Annotated in this window: 17 protein-coding genes; 12 read left to right on the forward strand and 5 right to left on the reverse strand. The window is 69.8% G+C overall.

Translation table 11 applies throughout. The annotated features are described in order from the left end of the window. From EER34_RS11265 to EER34_RS11315, 11 genes are all read left to right on the forward strand, one after another. A complete protein-coding gene (locus tag EER34_RS11265) occupies positions 1 to 651 on the forward strand; it encodes a DUF1990 family protein (protein ID WP_127474860.1) in 651 nt (216 codons plus the stop codon). A gap of 7 nt (positions 652 to 658) precedes the next feature. Continuing rightward, on the forward strand, positions 659 to 1,876 hold the full coding sequence (gene hemW / locus EER34_RS11270; protein WP_127474862.1) for a radical SAM family heme chaperone HemW: 1,218 nt from the start codon (positions 659 to 661) through the stop codon (positions 1,874 to 1,876). Positions 1,877 to 1,981: 105 nt separating this feature from the next. Beyond that, on the forward strand, positions 1,982 to 3,022 hold the full coding sequence (hrcA, locus tag EER34_RS11275; RefSeq protein ID WP_127474864.1) for a heat-inducible transcriptional repressor HrcA: 1,041 nt from the start codon (positions 1,982 to 1,984) through the stop codon (positions 3,020 to 3,022). Positions 3,023 to 3,077: 55 nt separating this feature from the next. Further along, positions 3,078 to 4,193 carry a molecular chaperone DnaJ gene (gene dnaJ / locus EER34_RS11280; protein WP_127474866.1) on the forward strand — a complete coding sequence of 372 codons (1,116 nt, stop codon included), beginning with the start codon at positions 3,078 to 3,080 and terminating at the stop codon, positions 4,191 to 4,193. A 3-nt stretch (positions 4,194 to 4,196) separates the two neighbouring features. Next, positions 4,197 to 4,931, forward strand: a complete 735-nt coding sequence (locus EER34_RS11285) for a 16S rRNA (uracil(1498)-N(3))-methyltransferase (RefSeq protein ID WP_127474868.1) — start codon at positions 4,197 to 4,199, stop codon at positions 4,929 to 4,931. 58 nt (positions 4,932 to 4,989) lie between these two features. Continuing rightward, complete coding sequence (locus tag EER34_RS11290; protein WP_127474870.1) at positions 4,990 to 5,337, forward strand: HIT domain-containing protein; 348 nt, start codon at positions 4,990 to 4,992, stop codon at positions 5,335 to 5,337. A 52-nt stretch (positions 5,338 to 5,389) separates the two neighbouring features. Continuing rightward, complete coding sequence (locus tag EER34_RS11295) at positions 5,390 to 6,418, forward strand: PhoH family protein (protein ID WP_240642348.1); 1,029 nt, start codon at positions 5,390 to 5,392, stop codon at positions 6,416 to 6,418. Beyond that, positions 6,415 to 6,885 (forward strand): rRNA maturation RNase YbeY, encoded by a 471-nt coding sequence (gene ybeY / locus EER34_RS11300; protein WP_127474874.1) that lies wholly within the window; start codon positions 6,415 to 6,417, stop codon positions 6,883 to 6,885. Before EER34_RS11295 ends, ybeY begins: the two co-directional genes overlap by 4 nt. After that, positions 6,882 to 8,246 carry a hemolysin family protein gene (locus EER34_RS11305; RefSeq protein WP_127474876.1) on the forward strand — a complete coding sequence of 455 codons (1,365 nt, stop codon included), beginning with the start codon at positions 6,882 to 6,884 and terminating at the stop codon, positions 8,244 to 8,246. The genes ybeY and EER34_RS11305 overlap by 4 nt, the downstream gene beginning before the upstream one ends. Next, positions 8,243 to 9,139, forward strand: coding sequence for a GTPase Era (era, locus tag EER34_RS11310; RefSeq protein ID WP_127474878.1), 897 nt, complete (start codon positions 8,243 to 8,245; stop codon positions 9,137 to 9,139). The genes EER34_RS11305 and era overlap by 4 nt, the downstream gene beginning before the upstream one ends. A gap of 1 nt (position 9,140) precedes the next feature. Further along, entirely contained in the window at positions 9,141 to 10,076 is a 936-nt protein-coding gene (locus EER34_RS11315; RefSeq protein ID WP_127474880.1) for an NADP-dependent oxidoreductase, read from the forward strand. Between the two features lie 21 nt (positions 10,077 to 10,097). On the opposite strand, the gene EER34_RS11320 is transcribed toward EER34_RS11315, so the two are convergent. Further along, complete coding sequence (locus tag EER34_RS11320; protein ID WP_127474882.1) at positions 10,098 to 10,745, reverse strand: hypothetical protein; 648 nt, start codon at positions 10,743 to 10,745, stop codon at positions 10,098 to 10,100. A gap of 207 nt (positions 10,746 to 10,952) precedes the next feature. On the opposite strand from EER34_RS11320, the gene leuA reads away from it, so the two are divergent. Then, positions 10,953 to 12,713 carry a 2-isopropylmalate synthase gene (gene leuA, locus EER34_RS11325; protein ID WP_127474884.1) on the forward strand — a complete coding sequence of 587 codons (1,761 nt, stop codon included), beginning with the start codon at positions 10,953 to 10,955 and terminating at the stop codon, positions 12,711 to 12,713. 36 nt (positions 12,714 to 12,749) lie between these two features. On the opposite strand, the gene EER34_RS11330 is transcribed toward leuA, so the two are convergent. The 4 genes from EER34_RS11330 to EER34_RS11345 all read right to left on the reverse strand — a co-directional run bounded on the left by EER34_RS11330 (position 12,750) and on the right by EER34_RS11345 (position 15,265). Next, on the reverse strand, positions 12,750 to 13,436 hold the full coding sequence (locus EER34_RS11330; protein ID WP_127474886.1) for a trimeric intracellular cation channel family protein: 687 nt from the start codon (positions 13,434 to 13,436) through the stop codon (positions 12,750 to 12,752). A gap of 20 nt (positions 13,437 to 13,456) precedes the next feature. Continuing rightward, complete coding sequence (locus EER34_RS11335) at positions 13,457 to 14,089, reverse strand: hypothetical protein (protein WP_127474888.1); 633 nt, start codon at positions 14,087 to 14,089, stop codon at positions 13,457 to 13,459. Then, complete coding sequence (locus tag EER34_RS11340; protein WP_127474890.1) at positions 14,086 to 14,550, reverse strand: MarR family winged helix-turn-helix transcriptional regulator; 465 nt, start codon at positions 14,548 to 14,550, stop codon at positions 14,086 to 14,088. Before EER34_RS11340 ends, EER34_RS11335 begins: the two co-directional genes overlap by 4 nt. Before the next feature lie 124 nt (positions 14,551 to 14,674). Next, the gene (locus tag EER34_RS11345) at positions 14,675 to 15,265 is read right to left on the reverse strand and encodes a GrpB family protein (RefSeq protein WP_127474892.1); all 591 of its coding nucleotides are present in this window, start codon (positions 15,263 to 15,265) and stop codon (positions 14,675 to 14,677) included. Between the last annotated feature and the right edge of the window lie 95 nt (positions 15,266 to 15,360).

The raw sequence follows: 15,360 nt of genomic DNA on the forward strand, positions 1-15,360 counted from the left end.
ATGCGTCGAGGGAACTTCCGGGACGACACGGTCGACTACGCCGCGGTCGGGGCCACCCAGGCGCCCGACCTCATGCACTATCCGCCGGAGCGGAGCATCCCGGCCGAGGAGTCGTGGCGCATCGGCAGCGGAGAGGCGCGATTCCAGGCAGCGAGCGAGGCGCTGCTCTCGTGGACGGCGCAGCGCGGTGCCGGCCTCACGGTGAAGGACGTCCGCCCGGCCGCAGGGCCGATGTACTCCGGCGTGAGCTTCGACGCCGAGGGCAACCCTGTCGCGCCGAGCCGTTCCGAGTCCGACCTCCGTTACGACGCCGACGGCACGCCGTATGTCGGCGCGGGCACCACGATCCGCGTCGACGGGCGGGTGCGGGCACTTCGGGCGGATGCCGAGCTCCGGGTGATCTTCGCGGTCGAGGAGCCGCGGCGCGTCGGCTTCGCGCTGGGCACCGTCGGCGACTCGGTCGTCAGCGGCGAGGAGTCGTTCATGCTCGAGTGGTACGACAACGACGAGGTGTGGTTCACGGTGCGCGCGTTCGATGCGCCGTCGGCGCTCGTCTACAAGATGCTCCCCGGGCTCATCCGCCGGCGCCGTCGCGAGCTGTTCACGCGCTACCTGCGGGCGATCTCGCCCCTCTACGCGACGCCTGCGTGAGCCGCTGATGGGCGCCGCCCTACCTCTCGGCGATCCGGTTCCCGCCGACGGCTCGTTCCCGCCGGGGACCGAGATCGACCCCGACACGGCGTTCGGGGTGTACCTCCACGTGCCGTTCTGCCGCGTGCGGTGCGGATACTGCGACTTCAACACCTACACGTCCGACGAACTGCGCGGCGCGCGTCAGGACCAGTACGCCGACACGCTCCTCCGAGAGATCGCGCTCGCCCGCGGGATCCTGGCCGACATGGGGCCGCTGCGTCCCGCATCGACGGTGTTCTTCGGCGGTGGCACGCCGACCCTGCTGCCGCCGGGCGACCTCGCGCGCATGCTCGGCGGCGTCCGCGAGGCGTTCGGCATCGTGGACGGCGCCGAGGTGACCGTCGAGGCCAACCCCGACACCGTGACGGACGCCGTCGTGGCCGAGCTCGCGGCATCCGGGGTCACGCGACTGTCCATCGGCATGCAGTCGGCCGTCCCGCACGTCCTGGCCGCCCTCGACCGCACCCACGACCCGGCGAACGTGCGGACGGCCGTCGCCGCCGCTCGCGGCGCCGGACTCGATGTGAGCGTCGACCTCATCTACGGCGCACCGGGGGAGTCGCTCGACGATTGGCGCGCTTCGGTCGAGACGGCCATCGACCTCGCACCCGACCACGTCTCGGCATACGCCCTCATCATCGAGGACGGCACGAAGCTCGCGCGCCAGATACGCCGCGGCGAGGTACCCGCGCCCGACGACGACCTGCAGGCTGACATGTATGAGCTTGCCGACGATCGTCTGACGGCGGCCGGCTTCGAGTGGTACGAGGTATCGAACTGGGCGCGCAGCGCGGGCCAGCGGTCGCGACACAACCTCGCGTACTGGCTGGGAACGGACTGGTGGGGCTTCGGCCCCGGCGCTCACAGCCACATCGGCGGAGTGCGGTTCTGGAACGTGAAGCACCCCGCGGCCTATGCCCAGCGCCTGACGGCGGGGGAGTCCCCGGGAGCGGGACGCGAGGTCCCCGACGCCGAGGCCCGCACCCTCGAGAACGTCCTGCTGCGCACAAGGATCCGCGAGGGTCTGCCGGTGTCGGAGCTTCTCGGCGAAGGGCGCCACGCCGTCGCGGCGCTGATCGCGGACGGGCTCGTCGACGGTCCGTCGGCGCTGCACGGCACCATCGTGCTCACTCGCCGCGGCCGGCTCCTCGCCGATGCCGTCGTCCGCGCACTCACCGAGTAGGGTGCGCCGCGGCACGGCATGCCGTGCTCCCCGCCTCGGTCCGGGGCATCCGGTAGAATTGGCACTCCAGTCATGCGAGTGCCAGCAGCGGCGTGAGGAGGCGGGATGGTCAGCGAGCGTGGGCTCCAGGTGCTGCGCGCGATCGTCGAGGACTACGTCGACACGCGCGAGCCCGTCGGCAGCAAGGCGATCGTCGAACGGCACGCGTTCGGCGTGTCCGCGGCGACCATCCGCAACGACATGGCCCTCCTCGAAGACGAAGAGCTCATCGCGGCCCCGCACACGTCGTCCGGGCGCGTGCCCACCGACAAGGGATACCGCGTCTTCGTCGACCATCTGGCCGACGTCCGGCCGCTCAGCACTGCTCAGCGCGCCGCAATCTCCTCGTTCCTCGAGGGGCCTGGCGACCTCGACGACGCGCTCGTGCGTACGGTGCGCGCGCTCACCCAGCTCACCGGCCAAGTGGCGATCGTGCAGTACCCCTCGTTCGCGCGTGCCAACGTCACGCACGTCGAGCTGGTGCAGCTCGGCGGCGGACGGATGCTCGTGATCGTCGTCACCGACACCGGGCGCGTCTCGCAGCGCATGGCGTTCGTCCGTGACGAGTTCGACGAGTCCGACCTCGCCCGCATCCGCGCCGAGCTCGGCACGCTGCTGGTCGGGCGCTCGGTGCGCGACGGGCTGACGCGCATCGGCGAACGGCTCGACAACGCCGCCATCATGACGGCGCCGCACCAGGCGGCGACGGCCGAGATCGTGCGCGTCGTCGCCGAGGAGCTCGACGAGTTCCGCCAGGACCGATTGGTGATGGCCGGCACGGCCACGCTCGCCCGCCGCGAGGCTGACTTCCGCGGAAGCATCTACCCTCTCCTCGAAGCGATCGAGGAGCAGGTCACGATCCTCCGGCTCATGGGCGAGATGGTCGCCGACGAGCAGGGTCTCGCCGCCAGCATCGGCCGCGAGAACGAGCAGTTCGGCCTGGCCGAGGCATCCGTCGTCGCCAGCGACTACGACGCGACCGGCTCGCGCGCACGCGTGGGCGTGATGGGTCCGACCCGCATGGACTACCCCACGAACCTCGCGGCGGTCCGAGCCGTCGCGCGCTACCTCACGCGGATGCTCGAGGAAGACGAGAGCAGCCGCTGACGCGGACGCGCAACACACACGATCCCCGTGGCTTCCCGCGGGCAGGAAGGCGAATGTGGCTGACCACTACGAGGTCCTCGGCGTCTCGAGAGACGCGTCCCTCGACGAGATCAAGAAGGCGTACCGACGCCTGGCCCGGGAGCTTCACCCCGACGTGAATCCCGGCGAAGAGGCATCCGAGCGGTTCAAGCTCGTGACCCATGCCTACGACGTCCTCAGCGACGCCGAGCAGCGCGCCCGCTACGACATGGGCGGCGGCGACAGCGCGTTCGGCGGCGCCGGAGGCTTCTCCGGGTTCAACGACATCTTCGAGACGTTCTTCGGAGCGGCGGGAGGCGGCGGGCAGCGCGGGGGTCGCCCGCGATCGCGGCGCGAGCGCGGCCAGGACGCTCTCGTCCGGGTGACGCTCGAACTCGGCGACGTCGTCTTCGGCGTGCACCGCGACATCGAGGTCGACACGGCCGTGCTGTGCGAGACCTGCCAGGGATCGTGCTGCCAGCCGGGAACGACGCCCGTCACGTGCGACATCTGCCACGGCACCGGACACGTGCAGCGCCAGGTGCGCAGCCTCCTCGGCAATGTGCTCACCAACCAGCCCTGCAACATCTGCCAGGGCTACGGCACCACGATCCCTTACCCGTGCGCGACCTGCCAGGGCCAGGGGCGTGTACGCGCCCGTCGGACCGTGTCGCTCGACATCCCGGCCGGCGTCGAGACCGGCCTGCGGCTGCAGCTTCCGGGCTCGGGCGAGGTCGGTCCCGCCGGCGGCCCGAACGGCGATCTGTACATCGAGGTGACCGTCACGCCGCATGAGGTGTTCAGCCGCGACGGCGACGACCTCCTCGCAACGCTCGAAGTGTCGATGCCCGACGCGATCCTCGGCACGACGACGACGATCCAGTCGCTCGACGGTCCCGTCGACCTCGAGATCCGGCCGGGCGTGCAGGCCGGTGACGTGCTCACGATCAAGGCCCGCGGCATCACCCCGCTGCGCGGCTCGCAGCGCGGAGACCTCCGTGTCGGCGTGCATGTGGTCACCCCGACGCGTCTCGACGCGAAGGAGCGCGCGCTCATCGAGGACTTCGCGAAGCGCACCAAGGCCCCCGCGCCGCGTCTGGCCGAGTTCCACCAGGGGCTCTTCGCAAAGCTGCGCGACCGCTTCCGGGGCTGATCCGTGGCGCTGCACTTCGTCCTGGACGAGCCGACGACCGCCGGTCCCGGCGACATGGTCGTGCTCACCGGGTCCGAGGCGCACCACGCCGCGGCCGTGCGGCGCGTCCGTGTGGGCGAAGAGGTCACCGTCGGCGACGGCCGTGGAGCGTGGCTCACCGGGACGTGCGAGTCGGTCGCGCCGCGCGAGGTCGTCATCCGCGTGGGTTCGCGGACGGATTCCGCGCCCCCGCGCCCGCGCGTGGTGCTGGTCCAGGCGCTCGCCAAGGGCGACCGCGACGAGCTCGCCGTCCAGGCGGCCACGGAGCTCGGCATCGACGAGATCGTGCCCTGGCAGGCGACGCGCAGCGTCTCGCGCTGGGACGCGGCCAAGGCGGACAAGGGCCGTGCCCGCTGGGCGACGATCGTGCGAGAGGCGGCGAAGCAGGCGCACCGCGCCTGGATCCCCGAGGTCTCGCCGCTGACGACGACGAAGCAGCTCGTGGCGCGGGCCGCGGCATCCCGCACCCTCGTGCTCGAGCCGACGGGCGCGCTGCGGCTCACCGGCACCGCACTGGCGGGAGAGGACCGCGACGTCATGCTTGTGGTCGGCCCCGAGGGGGGCATCGCCGCCGACGAGCTCGACGCGCTCGAGCAGGCCGGCGCCGAGCTGGTGCGGCTCGGCGACAGCGTGCTGCGAACCTCGACCGCAGGCCCCGCGGCCCTCGCCGTGGTCAGTGCCGCGCTCGGGCGCTGGTGAGCGTCGTCCGACGGATCGCGTCCCGCCCCGCGCCGACCCCCGTCGGTAGACTCGACGTATGAGCGAGCCATCGATCTTCACGCGGATCCACAACGGAGAGATCCCCTCGGAGATCATCGCCGAGACCGAGAACGTGTTCGCCATCCGCGACATCGCCCCCAAGGCGCCGGTGCACCTCCTGGTGATCCCCAAGACCGAGGACTACCGCAATGTCGTCGAGCTGGCGGCAGGCGATCCCGGCCTTCTCGCGGAGGTCGTCGGTCTCGCCAACAGCCTGGCCGCGGAGCACGCCGACGGCGACTTCCGCCTGGTATTCAACACCGGTCCGAACGCGGGCCAGACCGTCTTCCATGTGCATGCCCATGTGCTCGCCGGAGGACTCGAGGAAGAGAGCCTTGGTGCCTGACGAATCCGCCCCTGACCCCGTGGTCGACCGGGTGTACGCCGACGGCGTCGCCATGGTGCAGCTGCTCGGCCCGCAGGATCGGCTCCTGCGCGTCGTCGAGAAGGAGCACCCCGGTGTCGACGTCCACGTGCGCGGCAACGAGATCACCCTCACCGGTGAGGCGGATGCCGTGGCCGCCGCGCGCTCGCTCGTCGACGAGCTGCTCGCCATGACGAAGGCAGGGCACGCGCTGGGCGAGTCGGATGTGTCGTCCTCCAGCCGCATTCTGCGCACCGAGGGGGGCCCGCGGCCCTCCGAGGTGCTCGGCGAGGCGATCCTGTCGTCGCGCGGCAAGATCATCCGTCCGAAGACGCTCGGCCAGAAGGCCTACGTCGACGCGATCGAGGAGAACACGATCGTGTTCGGCATCGGGCCGGCCGGCACGGGCAAGACCTACCTCGCGATGGCGAAGGCCGTGCAGGCGCTGCAGCGCAAGGAGGTCAACCGCATCATCCTGACGCGGCCGGCCGTCGAGGCGGGAGAGCGGCTCGGATTCCTGCCCGGCACGCTCACGGACAAGATCGACCCGTACCTGCGCCCGCTCTACGACGCGCTCAACGAGATGATGGACCCCGAGCTCGTGCCCAAGCTCATGGCGACCGGCACCATCGAGGTGGCTCCGCTCGCGTACATGCGCGGCCGGACCCTCAACGACTCCTTCGTCGTGCTCGACGAGGCGCAGAACACCACACCCGAGCAGATGAAGATGTTCCTCACCCGGCTCGGCTTCGGCACCCGCATGGTCGTCACCGGCGACATCACGCAGGTCGACCTGCCTCAGGGCGCCTCGGGGCTGCGTCTGGTGACCCGGGTGCTCGGCGAGATCGACGACATCCACTTCTCGTATCTCACGAGCGACGACGTCGTCCGCCATACGCTGGTCGGTCGAATCGTCGACGCGTACACCGAGTACGACGAGCGTCGCCTCGCCGGCCGCCGCGAGCGAGACGAGGCGTCCGAATTCGCCAACCGTGCCGAACGGCGCTCGGGGATGCGCCCTCAGAACCCCCGCGACCATCTCCCCAAGCGAGGACGCTCATGACCATCGAGATCAGCAACGAGTCGGGCATCCAGGTCGACGAGACGGTCCTCCTGCGCCTGATGGAGAACAACCTCACCGAGCTGCACGTGAGCGCCGACGCGGACGTCGCGATCCTTCTGGTCGACGAAGGCGCCATGGAGGCTCTCCACGTCCAGTGGATGGACGAGCCCGGCCCCACCGACGTCCTCAGCTTCCCCATGGACGAGCTCCGTCCCGGCACCGAGGACATGCCGACGCCGGCGGGTCTCCTCGGCGACATCGTGCTGTGCCCCCAGGTGGCCGAGACGCAGGCTGTGGCAGCGAAGCACTCGACGATGGACGAGCTCGTCATGCTCACCACCCACGGCCTCCTACACCTCCTCGGCTTCGATCACGCCGAGCCCGACGAGGAGCGCGAGATGTTCGGGCTGCAGCGTGAGCTCATCACGGCCTTCCAGGCCGTGGAGCGACGCCGAAATCGCGCATGACCGCTGCACTCCTGCTCGTCGCCGCAGTCCTGCTGCTGGGGTTCGGTGCTCTGATGGTGGCGATCGACGCCGCGCTGGGCGTCACTTCGCGCGCCGATCTGGCCGAACTCGGCGCCGGCGGGCGCAATGCGGCGTCACTGCGGAGGATCGCCGCCGATCCCGAGGCCCACGCCAACGCCGTGGTGTTCATCCGGGTGCTCGCCGAGACCACGGCGGCCGTGCTGGTGACGGTCGCGTTCACGCTGCTCTTCGACAGCATCTGGTGGGCCATGCTCGCGGCCGCCGTGCTCATGACCGGCGTGTCGTACGTCGTCGTCGGCGCGAGCCCGCGCAACATCGGTCGCCAGCACGCCAAGGGCCTGCTGCGCGGCGCGGCACCGGTGGTGCGCGGAGTGCGCATCTTCCTCGGGCCGCTGGCGCACGGCCTCGTCGCCCTTGGCACGCGCATCACGCCGGGTGCGTCGCGAGGTGCGTCGTTCGCCTCGGAGGAGCAGCTCCTCAGCATCATCGACGAGGCCGCCGAAAACGAGCTCATCGAGCAGGACGACCGCGAGCTGATCCACTCCGTCTTCGATTTCACCGACACGTTCGTTCGCGCGGTGATGGTGCCGCGCACCGACATGGTGACCGTGGATGCCTCGGCCTCCACGCGCGAGGCCATGGCGATCTTCCTCGACAAGGGCATCTCCCGTGTGCCCATCGTCGACGACGACGCCGACGACGTGGTGGGCGTGCTCTATCTCAAGGACCTCGTGCAGTTCGGCTTCCGCGACGAGTCGGGGTGGCGGGATGCCCCGATCAGCCGCATCGCGCGCCCTGCGGTGTTCGTTCCCGAGTCGATGAAGGCCGAGACGCTGCTTCAGCAGATGAAGCGCGACGCCGTGCATGTGTGCCTCGTCATCGACGAGTACGGCGGCGTCTCGGGTCTCGTCACGCTCGAAGACCTCATCGAGGAGCTCGTCGGCGAGATCGCCGACGAGTACGACCCCCGCAGCGACGAAGTGACCGAGCTCGAGCCCGGGCACTTCCGGGTCAGCGCGAGACTCGGTCTCGACGAGGTCGGCGATCTGTTCGGGATCGAGCTCGAGGATGAGGACGTCGACTCCATCGGGGGTCTCCTCGGCAAGGCACTCGGCCGCGTCCCGCAGCCGGGCGCCACGGCAGAGTATGAGGGACTCGTCATGACCGGCGGCGCCTCACGGGGCAGGGGCCGCGGCATCTCGACGGTCTTCGTCGAGCGCGGCGAAGCGCTCGACGCCGCCGAAGCGGCGTTCGGCCGCTCCCCGCGCACGGGCGAGATCCGCATCGTGTCGCCGCGCACCGGCGAGGTGCGCGTCTCCAAGAAAGGGGATCGCCCATGACCGAGACGACCCGTTCCGGCTTCGTCACCTTCGTCGGCCGTCCCAACGTGGGCAAGTCGACGCTCACCAACGCGCTGGTCGGTGAGAAGGTCGCCATCACGAGCGACAAGCCGCAGACCACGCGTCGCGCGATCCGCGGCATCCTGAACCGCCCGGCCGGGCAGCTCGTGATCGTCGACACCCCCGGCATCCACAAGCCGAGGACGCTCCTCGGCGAGCGCCTCAACTCCCTCGTGGAGCAGGTGCTGGGCGATGTCGACGTCATCGGGTTCTGCGTGCCGGCGACCGAGAAGGTCGGCCCCGGCGACCGCCGCATCGCCGAGTCGCTGGCGAACTATCCCCGGGCGAAGAAGGTCGCGATCGTCACCAAGACGGATGCCGCCTCCCGAGACCAGATCACCGAACGCCTCATGGAGGTCGACTCGCTGCGCGAGGACTGGGCGGCGGTCATCCCTCTGTCGGCCCTCACACGCGAGCAGCTGGATGTGCTGACGGACGAGCTGCTGGTCCTCCTGCCGCTCGGCCCCGCGCTCTACGACGCCGACGTGGTCACGGACGAGTCGATCGAGGACCGCGTCGCGGAGATCATCCGCGAGGCCGCGCTCGAGGGCGTGCGCGATGAGCTGCCGCACTCGATCGCGGTGACGATCGAGGACATGAGGCCCCGCGAGGATTCCGACCTGACCGACATCTTCGCGAACATCGTCGTCGAGCGCGACAGCCAGAAGGCGATCATCATCGGCCGGAAGGGCTCTCGACTCGCGGATGTCGGAAAGCGCGCCCGCGCCGGCATCGAGCCGCTCGTGGGCACGCGGGTCTTCCTGTCGCTCCACGTGCGCGTCGCCAAGGAGTGGCAGCGGGATCCGAAGCAGCTCGGGCGCCTCGGGTTCTGACATGGCCCGGCGGTGGGAGGCTCGGTCGTGGGGGAGTCCCGAGGGCTGGGAGCTCGTCGAGGTCGAGGTGCCGAAGCCGCGGTCCGGCGAGGTGACGATCCGCGTGCGCGCGGCCGGGGTGAACCCCGCCGACTACAAGCACGTGGCGGTCGAGCGGGCGGGTACGTCGCTGCCGGTGCCGATCGGGTACGAGGTGTCGGGCGTGATCGCCGCGATCGGACCGGGCACGCGCATCGGCTCGGGCGAGGTCGCCGTCGGCGACGAGGTCGTTGCCTTCCGCGTGCAGGGCGGGTATGCCACCGCGTTGACGGTGGCTGCCGACAAGGTGTTCGCGAAGCCCGCGTCGCTATCGCACGAGGCCGCGGCCAACCTTCTGCTCGCCGGCACGACGGCGTCCGAGATGCTGCACGTCACCGGTGTGACGGCAGGAGACACGATCCTCGTCCACGGCGCATCGGGTGCGGTGGGCGTCAGCCTGCTGCAGCAGGCCGCGGCCGCCGGTGCCCGGGTGATCGGCACGGCGAGCCCGTCGAGCTTCGACCGTGTCCGTCGGTACGGCGGCCTGCCGGTCGCTTACGGGCCGGGACTCGTGGGCCGGATCCGGGATGTCTCGTCGGCCCCGATCGTCGCCGCGCTCGACACCGTCGGCACGGACGAGGCCGTCGACGCCTCGCTGCAGCTGGTGGGCGAGCCGACGCGCATCGTGACGATCGTTGCGTCTCAGCGCGCCGCGAACGAAGGCTTCCACGCCATCGCGGGTTCACGTCCGGAGAGCGCGGCCTACCGCGACCGCGTCCGCGGCGAGGTCGTCGCCCTGGCCGGGAGCGGACTGCTCGAGGTGCCTGTCGCTCGCGCGTACCCGCTCGCTGAGGCGCGAGAAGCCCTTCGCCTCCTCGCGGGCGGGCATCCTGGGGGGAAGATCGCGCTGCTGCCCTGAGCAGTCCGCCGGCCCGGGCGCTCAGCCGTCCACGGGGTGCAGAGCCGAGCGGATGATCACTGTGTCGTCCCCGTAGTCGTCGTCCGCGGCATCCTGCCAGGTGCCGTCATCCCACACGACATCGACCCACAGCCATCCGTTGTCGGGATACGAGCCCAGGTACGCCTCACCGAGGATGTCGGGGAGCTCCTCCTGGATCTCGAGCAGCGCGTCCTCGTCGCCCGCGCCCGCCTCGCCTCCGGTGGGGTCTTCGAACGGCATCGGGTCGTAGAGCGCGAGCATGATGGGCGGCTGGGTGACCGTGAACTCCTCGCCGTCGTATGTCCCCTGCACGGCGTAGCTGCCCCAGATGACGTCGCCCGACGTCTCGGAGCCCTGGATGCCCTCCCACGTCCAGTTCGTGATCGGGATGCCGCTGCACTGCGGGGGATAGGACTCCGCGACCGCGCCGAGGCACAGCTCGACGTCGCCGCCGACGTCCATCACGGTGCCCTGCGCGAGCACATCGCCCTCCGGCGGCGCGGGCCAGAGCGACCCGAGCGAGGCGCCCGGGGGCGCGTCGGCCGGGTTCGACGGCGTGCCGGACCCAGCGGGGGTGGCGCAGCCCGCGAGAGCGAGGACGGATGCCGCGCCCAGCGCGACCAGGAGGTGTCGACGATGACGTGTCATACCCGATCAGTGTCCTGGGCGGAGCGATCGTCTCACCGTAATGTGACGGGAGTTTCGCCCTGCTCAACGGACAGGTGTAACCTGGGGCCATGCGTGCAGGCTCGCTGCTTCTCCTTAGCTGCCGCGACGAGGCCTCGATCTAGGGCCCTCCTCGTCGCGGAGCTTGTCGTCGGCCCGTCATTTCGACGAGAGAATCAGAGCGACATCATGGAGAACACGCAGAAGCCCTCAGGCATGCCGGTCCACAAATACCGGCCCTACCACGAGCAGATCGCGGTCGATCTGCCCGATCGCACCTGGCCCGGCAACCGCATCACGGTGGCACCCCGCTGGTGCGCCGTCGACCTGCGCGACGGGAATCAGGCGCTCATCGATCCGATGAGCCCCGAGCGCAAGCGCATCATGTTCGACCTCCTCGTGAGCATGGGCTACAAGGAGATCGAAGTCGGGTTCCCGAGCGCGAGCCAGACCGACTTCGACTTCGTGCGCCAGCTGATCGAAGAGGACCTGATCCCCGACGATGTCACGATCCAGGTCCTGACGCAGGCGCGCGCGCATCTCATCGAGCGCACCTACGAGTCGATCGCCGGCGCGAAGCAGGCGATCGTCCACCTGTACAACTCGACCAGTGTCCTGCAGCGCGAGGTCGTGTTCCGTACGGACCGCCAGGGGATCATCGACATCGCCCTGGAGGGGGCCCGCCTCTGCCGCGAATTCGAGAAGCGCGTGCCCGAGACCAAGGTGTTCTACGAGTACTCGCCAGAGAGCTACACCGGCACCGAGCTCGAGTTCGCCGTCGACGTCTGCAATCAGGTGCTCGAGGTGTTCGAGCCGACCCCTGACCGCAAGGTCATCATCAACCTGCCCGCGACCGTCGAGATGGCGACGCCGAACGTGTATGCCGACTCGATCGAGTGGATGAGCCGTCACCTCGCGCACCGCGAGAACGTCATCCTGTCGCTGCATCCCCACAACGACCGCGGCACCGCGATCGCCGCCGCCGAGCTGGGCTATATGGCCGGAGCGGACCGGATCGAGGGATGCCTCTTCGGCAACGGCGAGCGCACCGGGAACGTCGACCTGGTCGCGCTGGGCATCAACCTGCTGACGCAGGGGATCGACCCGCAGATCGACTTCAGCGACGTCGATCAGGTCAAGCGCACCGCGGAGTACTGCAACCAGCTGCCGGTGCACGAGCGCAGCCCGTGGGCGGGCGACCTGGTCTTCACCGCGTTCAGCGGCTCGCACCAGGACGCCATCAAGAAGGGCTTCGAGGCGATGGAGGCCCGCGCAGCGGCCGAGGGCGTCTCGGTCGACGAGATCGACTGGGCCGTGCCGTACCTGCCGATCGACCCGAAGGACCTCGGGCGTTCGTACGAGGCGGTCATCCGCGTGAACTCGCAGTCCGGCAAGGGCGGCGTCGCCTACCTGCTGAAGACCGACCACGCCATCGACCTGCCCCGGAAGCTTCAGATCGAGTTCTCGGGCGTGGTGCAGGCGAAGACCGACGCCGACGGCGGCGAGGTCACGAGCGACCAGATCTGGGCGGTCTTCCGCGACGAGTACCTTCCGTCCGAGGTCGCCGACGAGCGCTGGGGACGTTTCGAGCTCCTCGCGACGAGTACGCGCAGCGACATGTCGGGCGACGTCTCGCTCGACGTCACCCTGCGCGACGGAGATGCGCCGTACGAGGCATCCGGACACGGCAACGGCCCAGTGGCCGCCTTCCTCGAGGTCGTACGGGCGCAGGGCTTCGACGTCACCCTCTACGACTACGTGGAGCACGCGCTCAGCGCGGGCGGAGACGCGCAGGCGGCGGCGTACGTCGAGCTGCAGGTCGACGGTGAGCGTCTGTGGGGGGTCGGCATCGACGGAGACATCTCGACCGCGTCGCTCAAGGCGATCGTCTCCGGGGTGAACCGGGCGATCCGCACCCGCGAGCGCTCGAGCGCACTGGCCGGCGTGTGATCCAGTCCTGACGGCGGGCCAGAGCGCGGCCCGCTGTCAGGACTTCACGATCGGGATGGCGGATGTCTCGACCGCGACCTTCCGGCGATACAGGGCCCGCTGTTCCGGCAGCGAGATGTCGAAGATCACCGCCAGCAGCCGGATGACCGTCGTCACCACCAGGCCGACGACGGCAGCGATGACGAGATCTGCGCCGAGCGCGTGGGCGACGGCGAGGACGAGGCATCCCGCGCCCGCGGCAACCGCGTAGAGCGAGCCGACGTGCATGATGGCGACCGGCAGTCCCATGATCATGTCGCGGAGGATCCCTCCGCCGACAGCCGCGCAGACGCCGACGAAGACGGCGGGGATGAGGGGGAGGCCGAGTGCGAGCGCCTTGCTCGTGCCGAACGCCCCGAACAGCCCCATGACGAGGGCGTCGAGCCCGACGATGACGGCGTTGAGGCGCTGGAAGAGGCCGGCGAGCAGCATCCCGATCAGTGCCGCGCCGGTGGCGGTGAGCAGGTACCAGTTGCTCTGCAGGGTGACGGGCATGACGTTGAGCAGCAGGTCGCGAATGAGGCCGCCGCCCATGCCGACGACGATGCCGATGATGGCGACGCCGAGAAGATCCAGTCTTCGCTCGCCCCGGAAGCCGGAAGCGAAGAGGGCGCCCTGGATGCCGCCGAGTCCGACGGCGATGAGGTCCGCCCACAGGGGGATCACGAAGATCGGCTCGTTCACCCCTCCATTGTCGGGGCGAGTCAGGGGATGTGGGTGCGCACCGCCGTCATGAAGCCGTCCAGATCGTCGACCCAGAGGCGCACGGCGTCGATCTCGACGGTGTCGTCGCCGAGCCGGGTCGTGACCGGCGACTCGAGGTCGATGAGGACGTTGGTCTCGTTCTGCATGCGCAGCGCGAGGGTGCGTCCGTGCGGCTCGTCGCGGACCTTCGGCGCCTTCTCGAGCACGTCGCGTGACTTCTCGACCGTGGCGATCGCCTCCCACGGGAGATCGACATCGATATCGGCGCCGACCCGGGCGCGGATGCCTGCAGGCCCGACGGCGTGCGGACGGGTCAGGTAGCTCAGCAGGAGCCCGATCATCCAGGTGACGCCCCAGATGCCGAGCGCGAGGAGGGGGATGCGCACCCACGGCCAGTCGTGGACGATGAGGTCGACGATGGGGATCTCGACCGCGGACAGCACGATGAAGATCACCAGGATCGTGTGGACCGGGGCGTGGTAGTGAAACCCGGACGCGCCCGCGGGCACGCGAGGCCGCCGGAACAGCCAGCGGTAGAGGCTGCGCCAGATGCCGATCTCGGCGCGCCACGCCATGCGCGCGATCTTGGCGGTGCGCGAGCCGATCGTCGTGCGTTCGACCGTGGCGGTCATCGGGCGGCCCCCTCGTGCAGTCGCTCCTCGTGCTCCGCGACGAGCTGCTCGAGGCGCCCGCGGACGTGTTCGAGTGCCCGCAGTGCGATGCGGACCGTCTCCTCGTCGAGGCCCTCGACGAGGTCGGCGCCGAGCGCCGTGTGCTCGGCGTTCATCGTCTCCATGATCGAGAGTCCCCGCTCGGTCAGGTGCACGAGGACGGCGCGGCGATCGGTCGGGTGCGGCTCCCGTCTCGCGAACCCGGTCGCTTCGAGTGCGTCGACGAGGGTCGTGACGTTGCGCGGAGTCACGTCGAGCTGTTCGGCGAGCTGGACCTGTGTGGCGGGCCCGCCGTGGAACACGATCCAGAGCAGGTGAGTGCGGGGTGTCGTCAAGCCGCGACGGTCGAGCTCGCGCTCCTGGTCGGCCTGCAGCACGTGCGTGATCGCCAGGAGCGTGTCAAGGATCTGCGTACCGGACATAGTGAACAGAGTACATTATATTGCGAGGTTGAACCGCTCAGCGATTCCTTTGTCTCGCGTGCGCGCGGGTGGGGTCGGCCTGCCCCGCCAGCCCGGTCCTTCAAGGGTCCGCGAGCCGGCGCAGCTACGGCCAGCCCATCTGTGTTTGTGCGTGATTCATGAACACTGTCTTGGCGCGGGTGTAGTCGTCGTAGTCGTCGGCGTCGGCGTGCTCGGCGGCCAGGCTGCGTTTGATTGCCTCGTACTGGCGTGCATTCTCGCTGCTGTCGCGGAGCCAGTCTCGAAAGGCCAGCACGAAGTCGGCGAAGGGCGACTCGGCGACCCGCACGTGGAGGATCATCTCGAGATCGACGGAATCCGGCGGGCGGTGGAAGAGCTGCTTGACGTGCTTTGCGGGGTCGGGGGCGGAATCCGACGGCCGCGGGATGTCGGAGTGCACTCCGGGAGAATCGGGCCGTGAACCTCGCGCGAGTTCGAAGCCGAGCGGGGCCAGCGCGTCGACGAAGCTGTTCTGGTCTGGGAGTTCCGGCGCGAGGAGCTGCAGGTCGATGATCGGCTTGGCCGCGAGGCCGGGAACGGCCGTCGAACCGATGTGGTCGAGCTCGAAGGCGGCGCTGCCGCGAAGGTTGCCGACGGCGCAGGCGATGCGTTCGAGCCAGAGTTCCGCGGCCGCCGGCCACGCCGGGTCATAGTCGACGACGACTGGGCCAGACATACAGCGAGCGTAGCGCTCAGCCCGACGACCATCGGCGAGTAGGCACGGCCGAGCTCGGTGCGTCTCAATGGCGTCGTCGATAGTTCAGGACTTCG

Source organism: Microbacterium sulfonylureivorans (assembly GCF_003999995.1).
GTDB classification, from domain to species: domain Bacteria; phylum Actinomycetota; class Actinomycetes; order Actinomycetales; family Microbacteriaceae; genus Microbacterium; species Microbacterium sulfonylureivorans.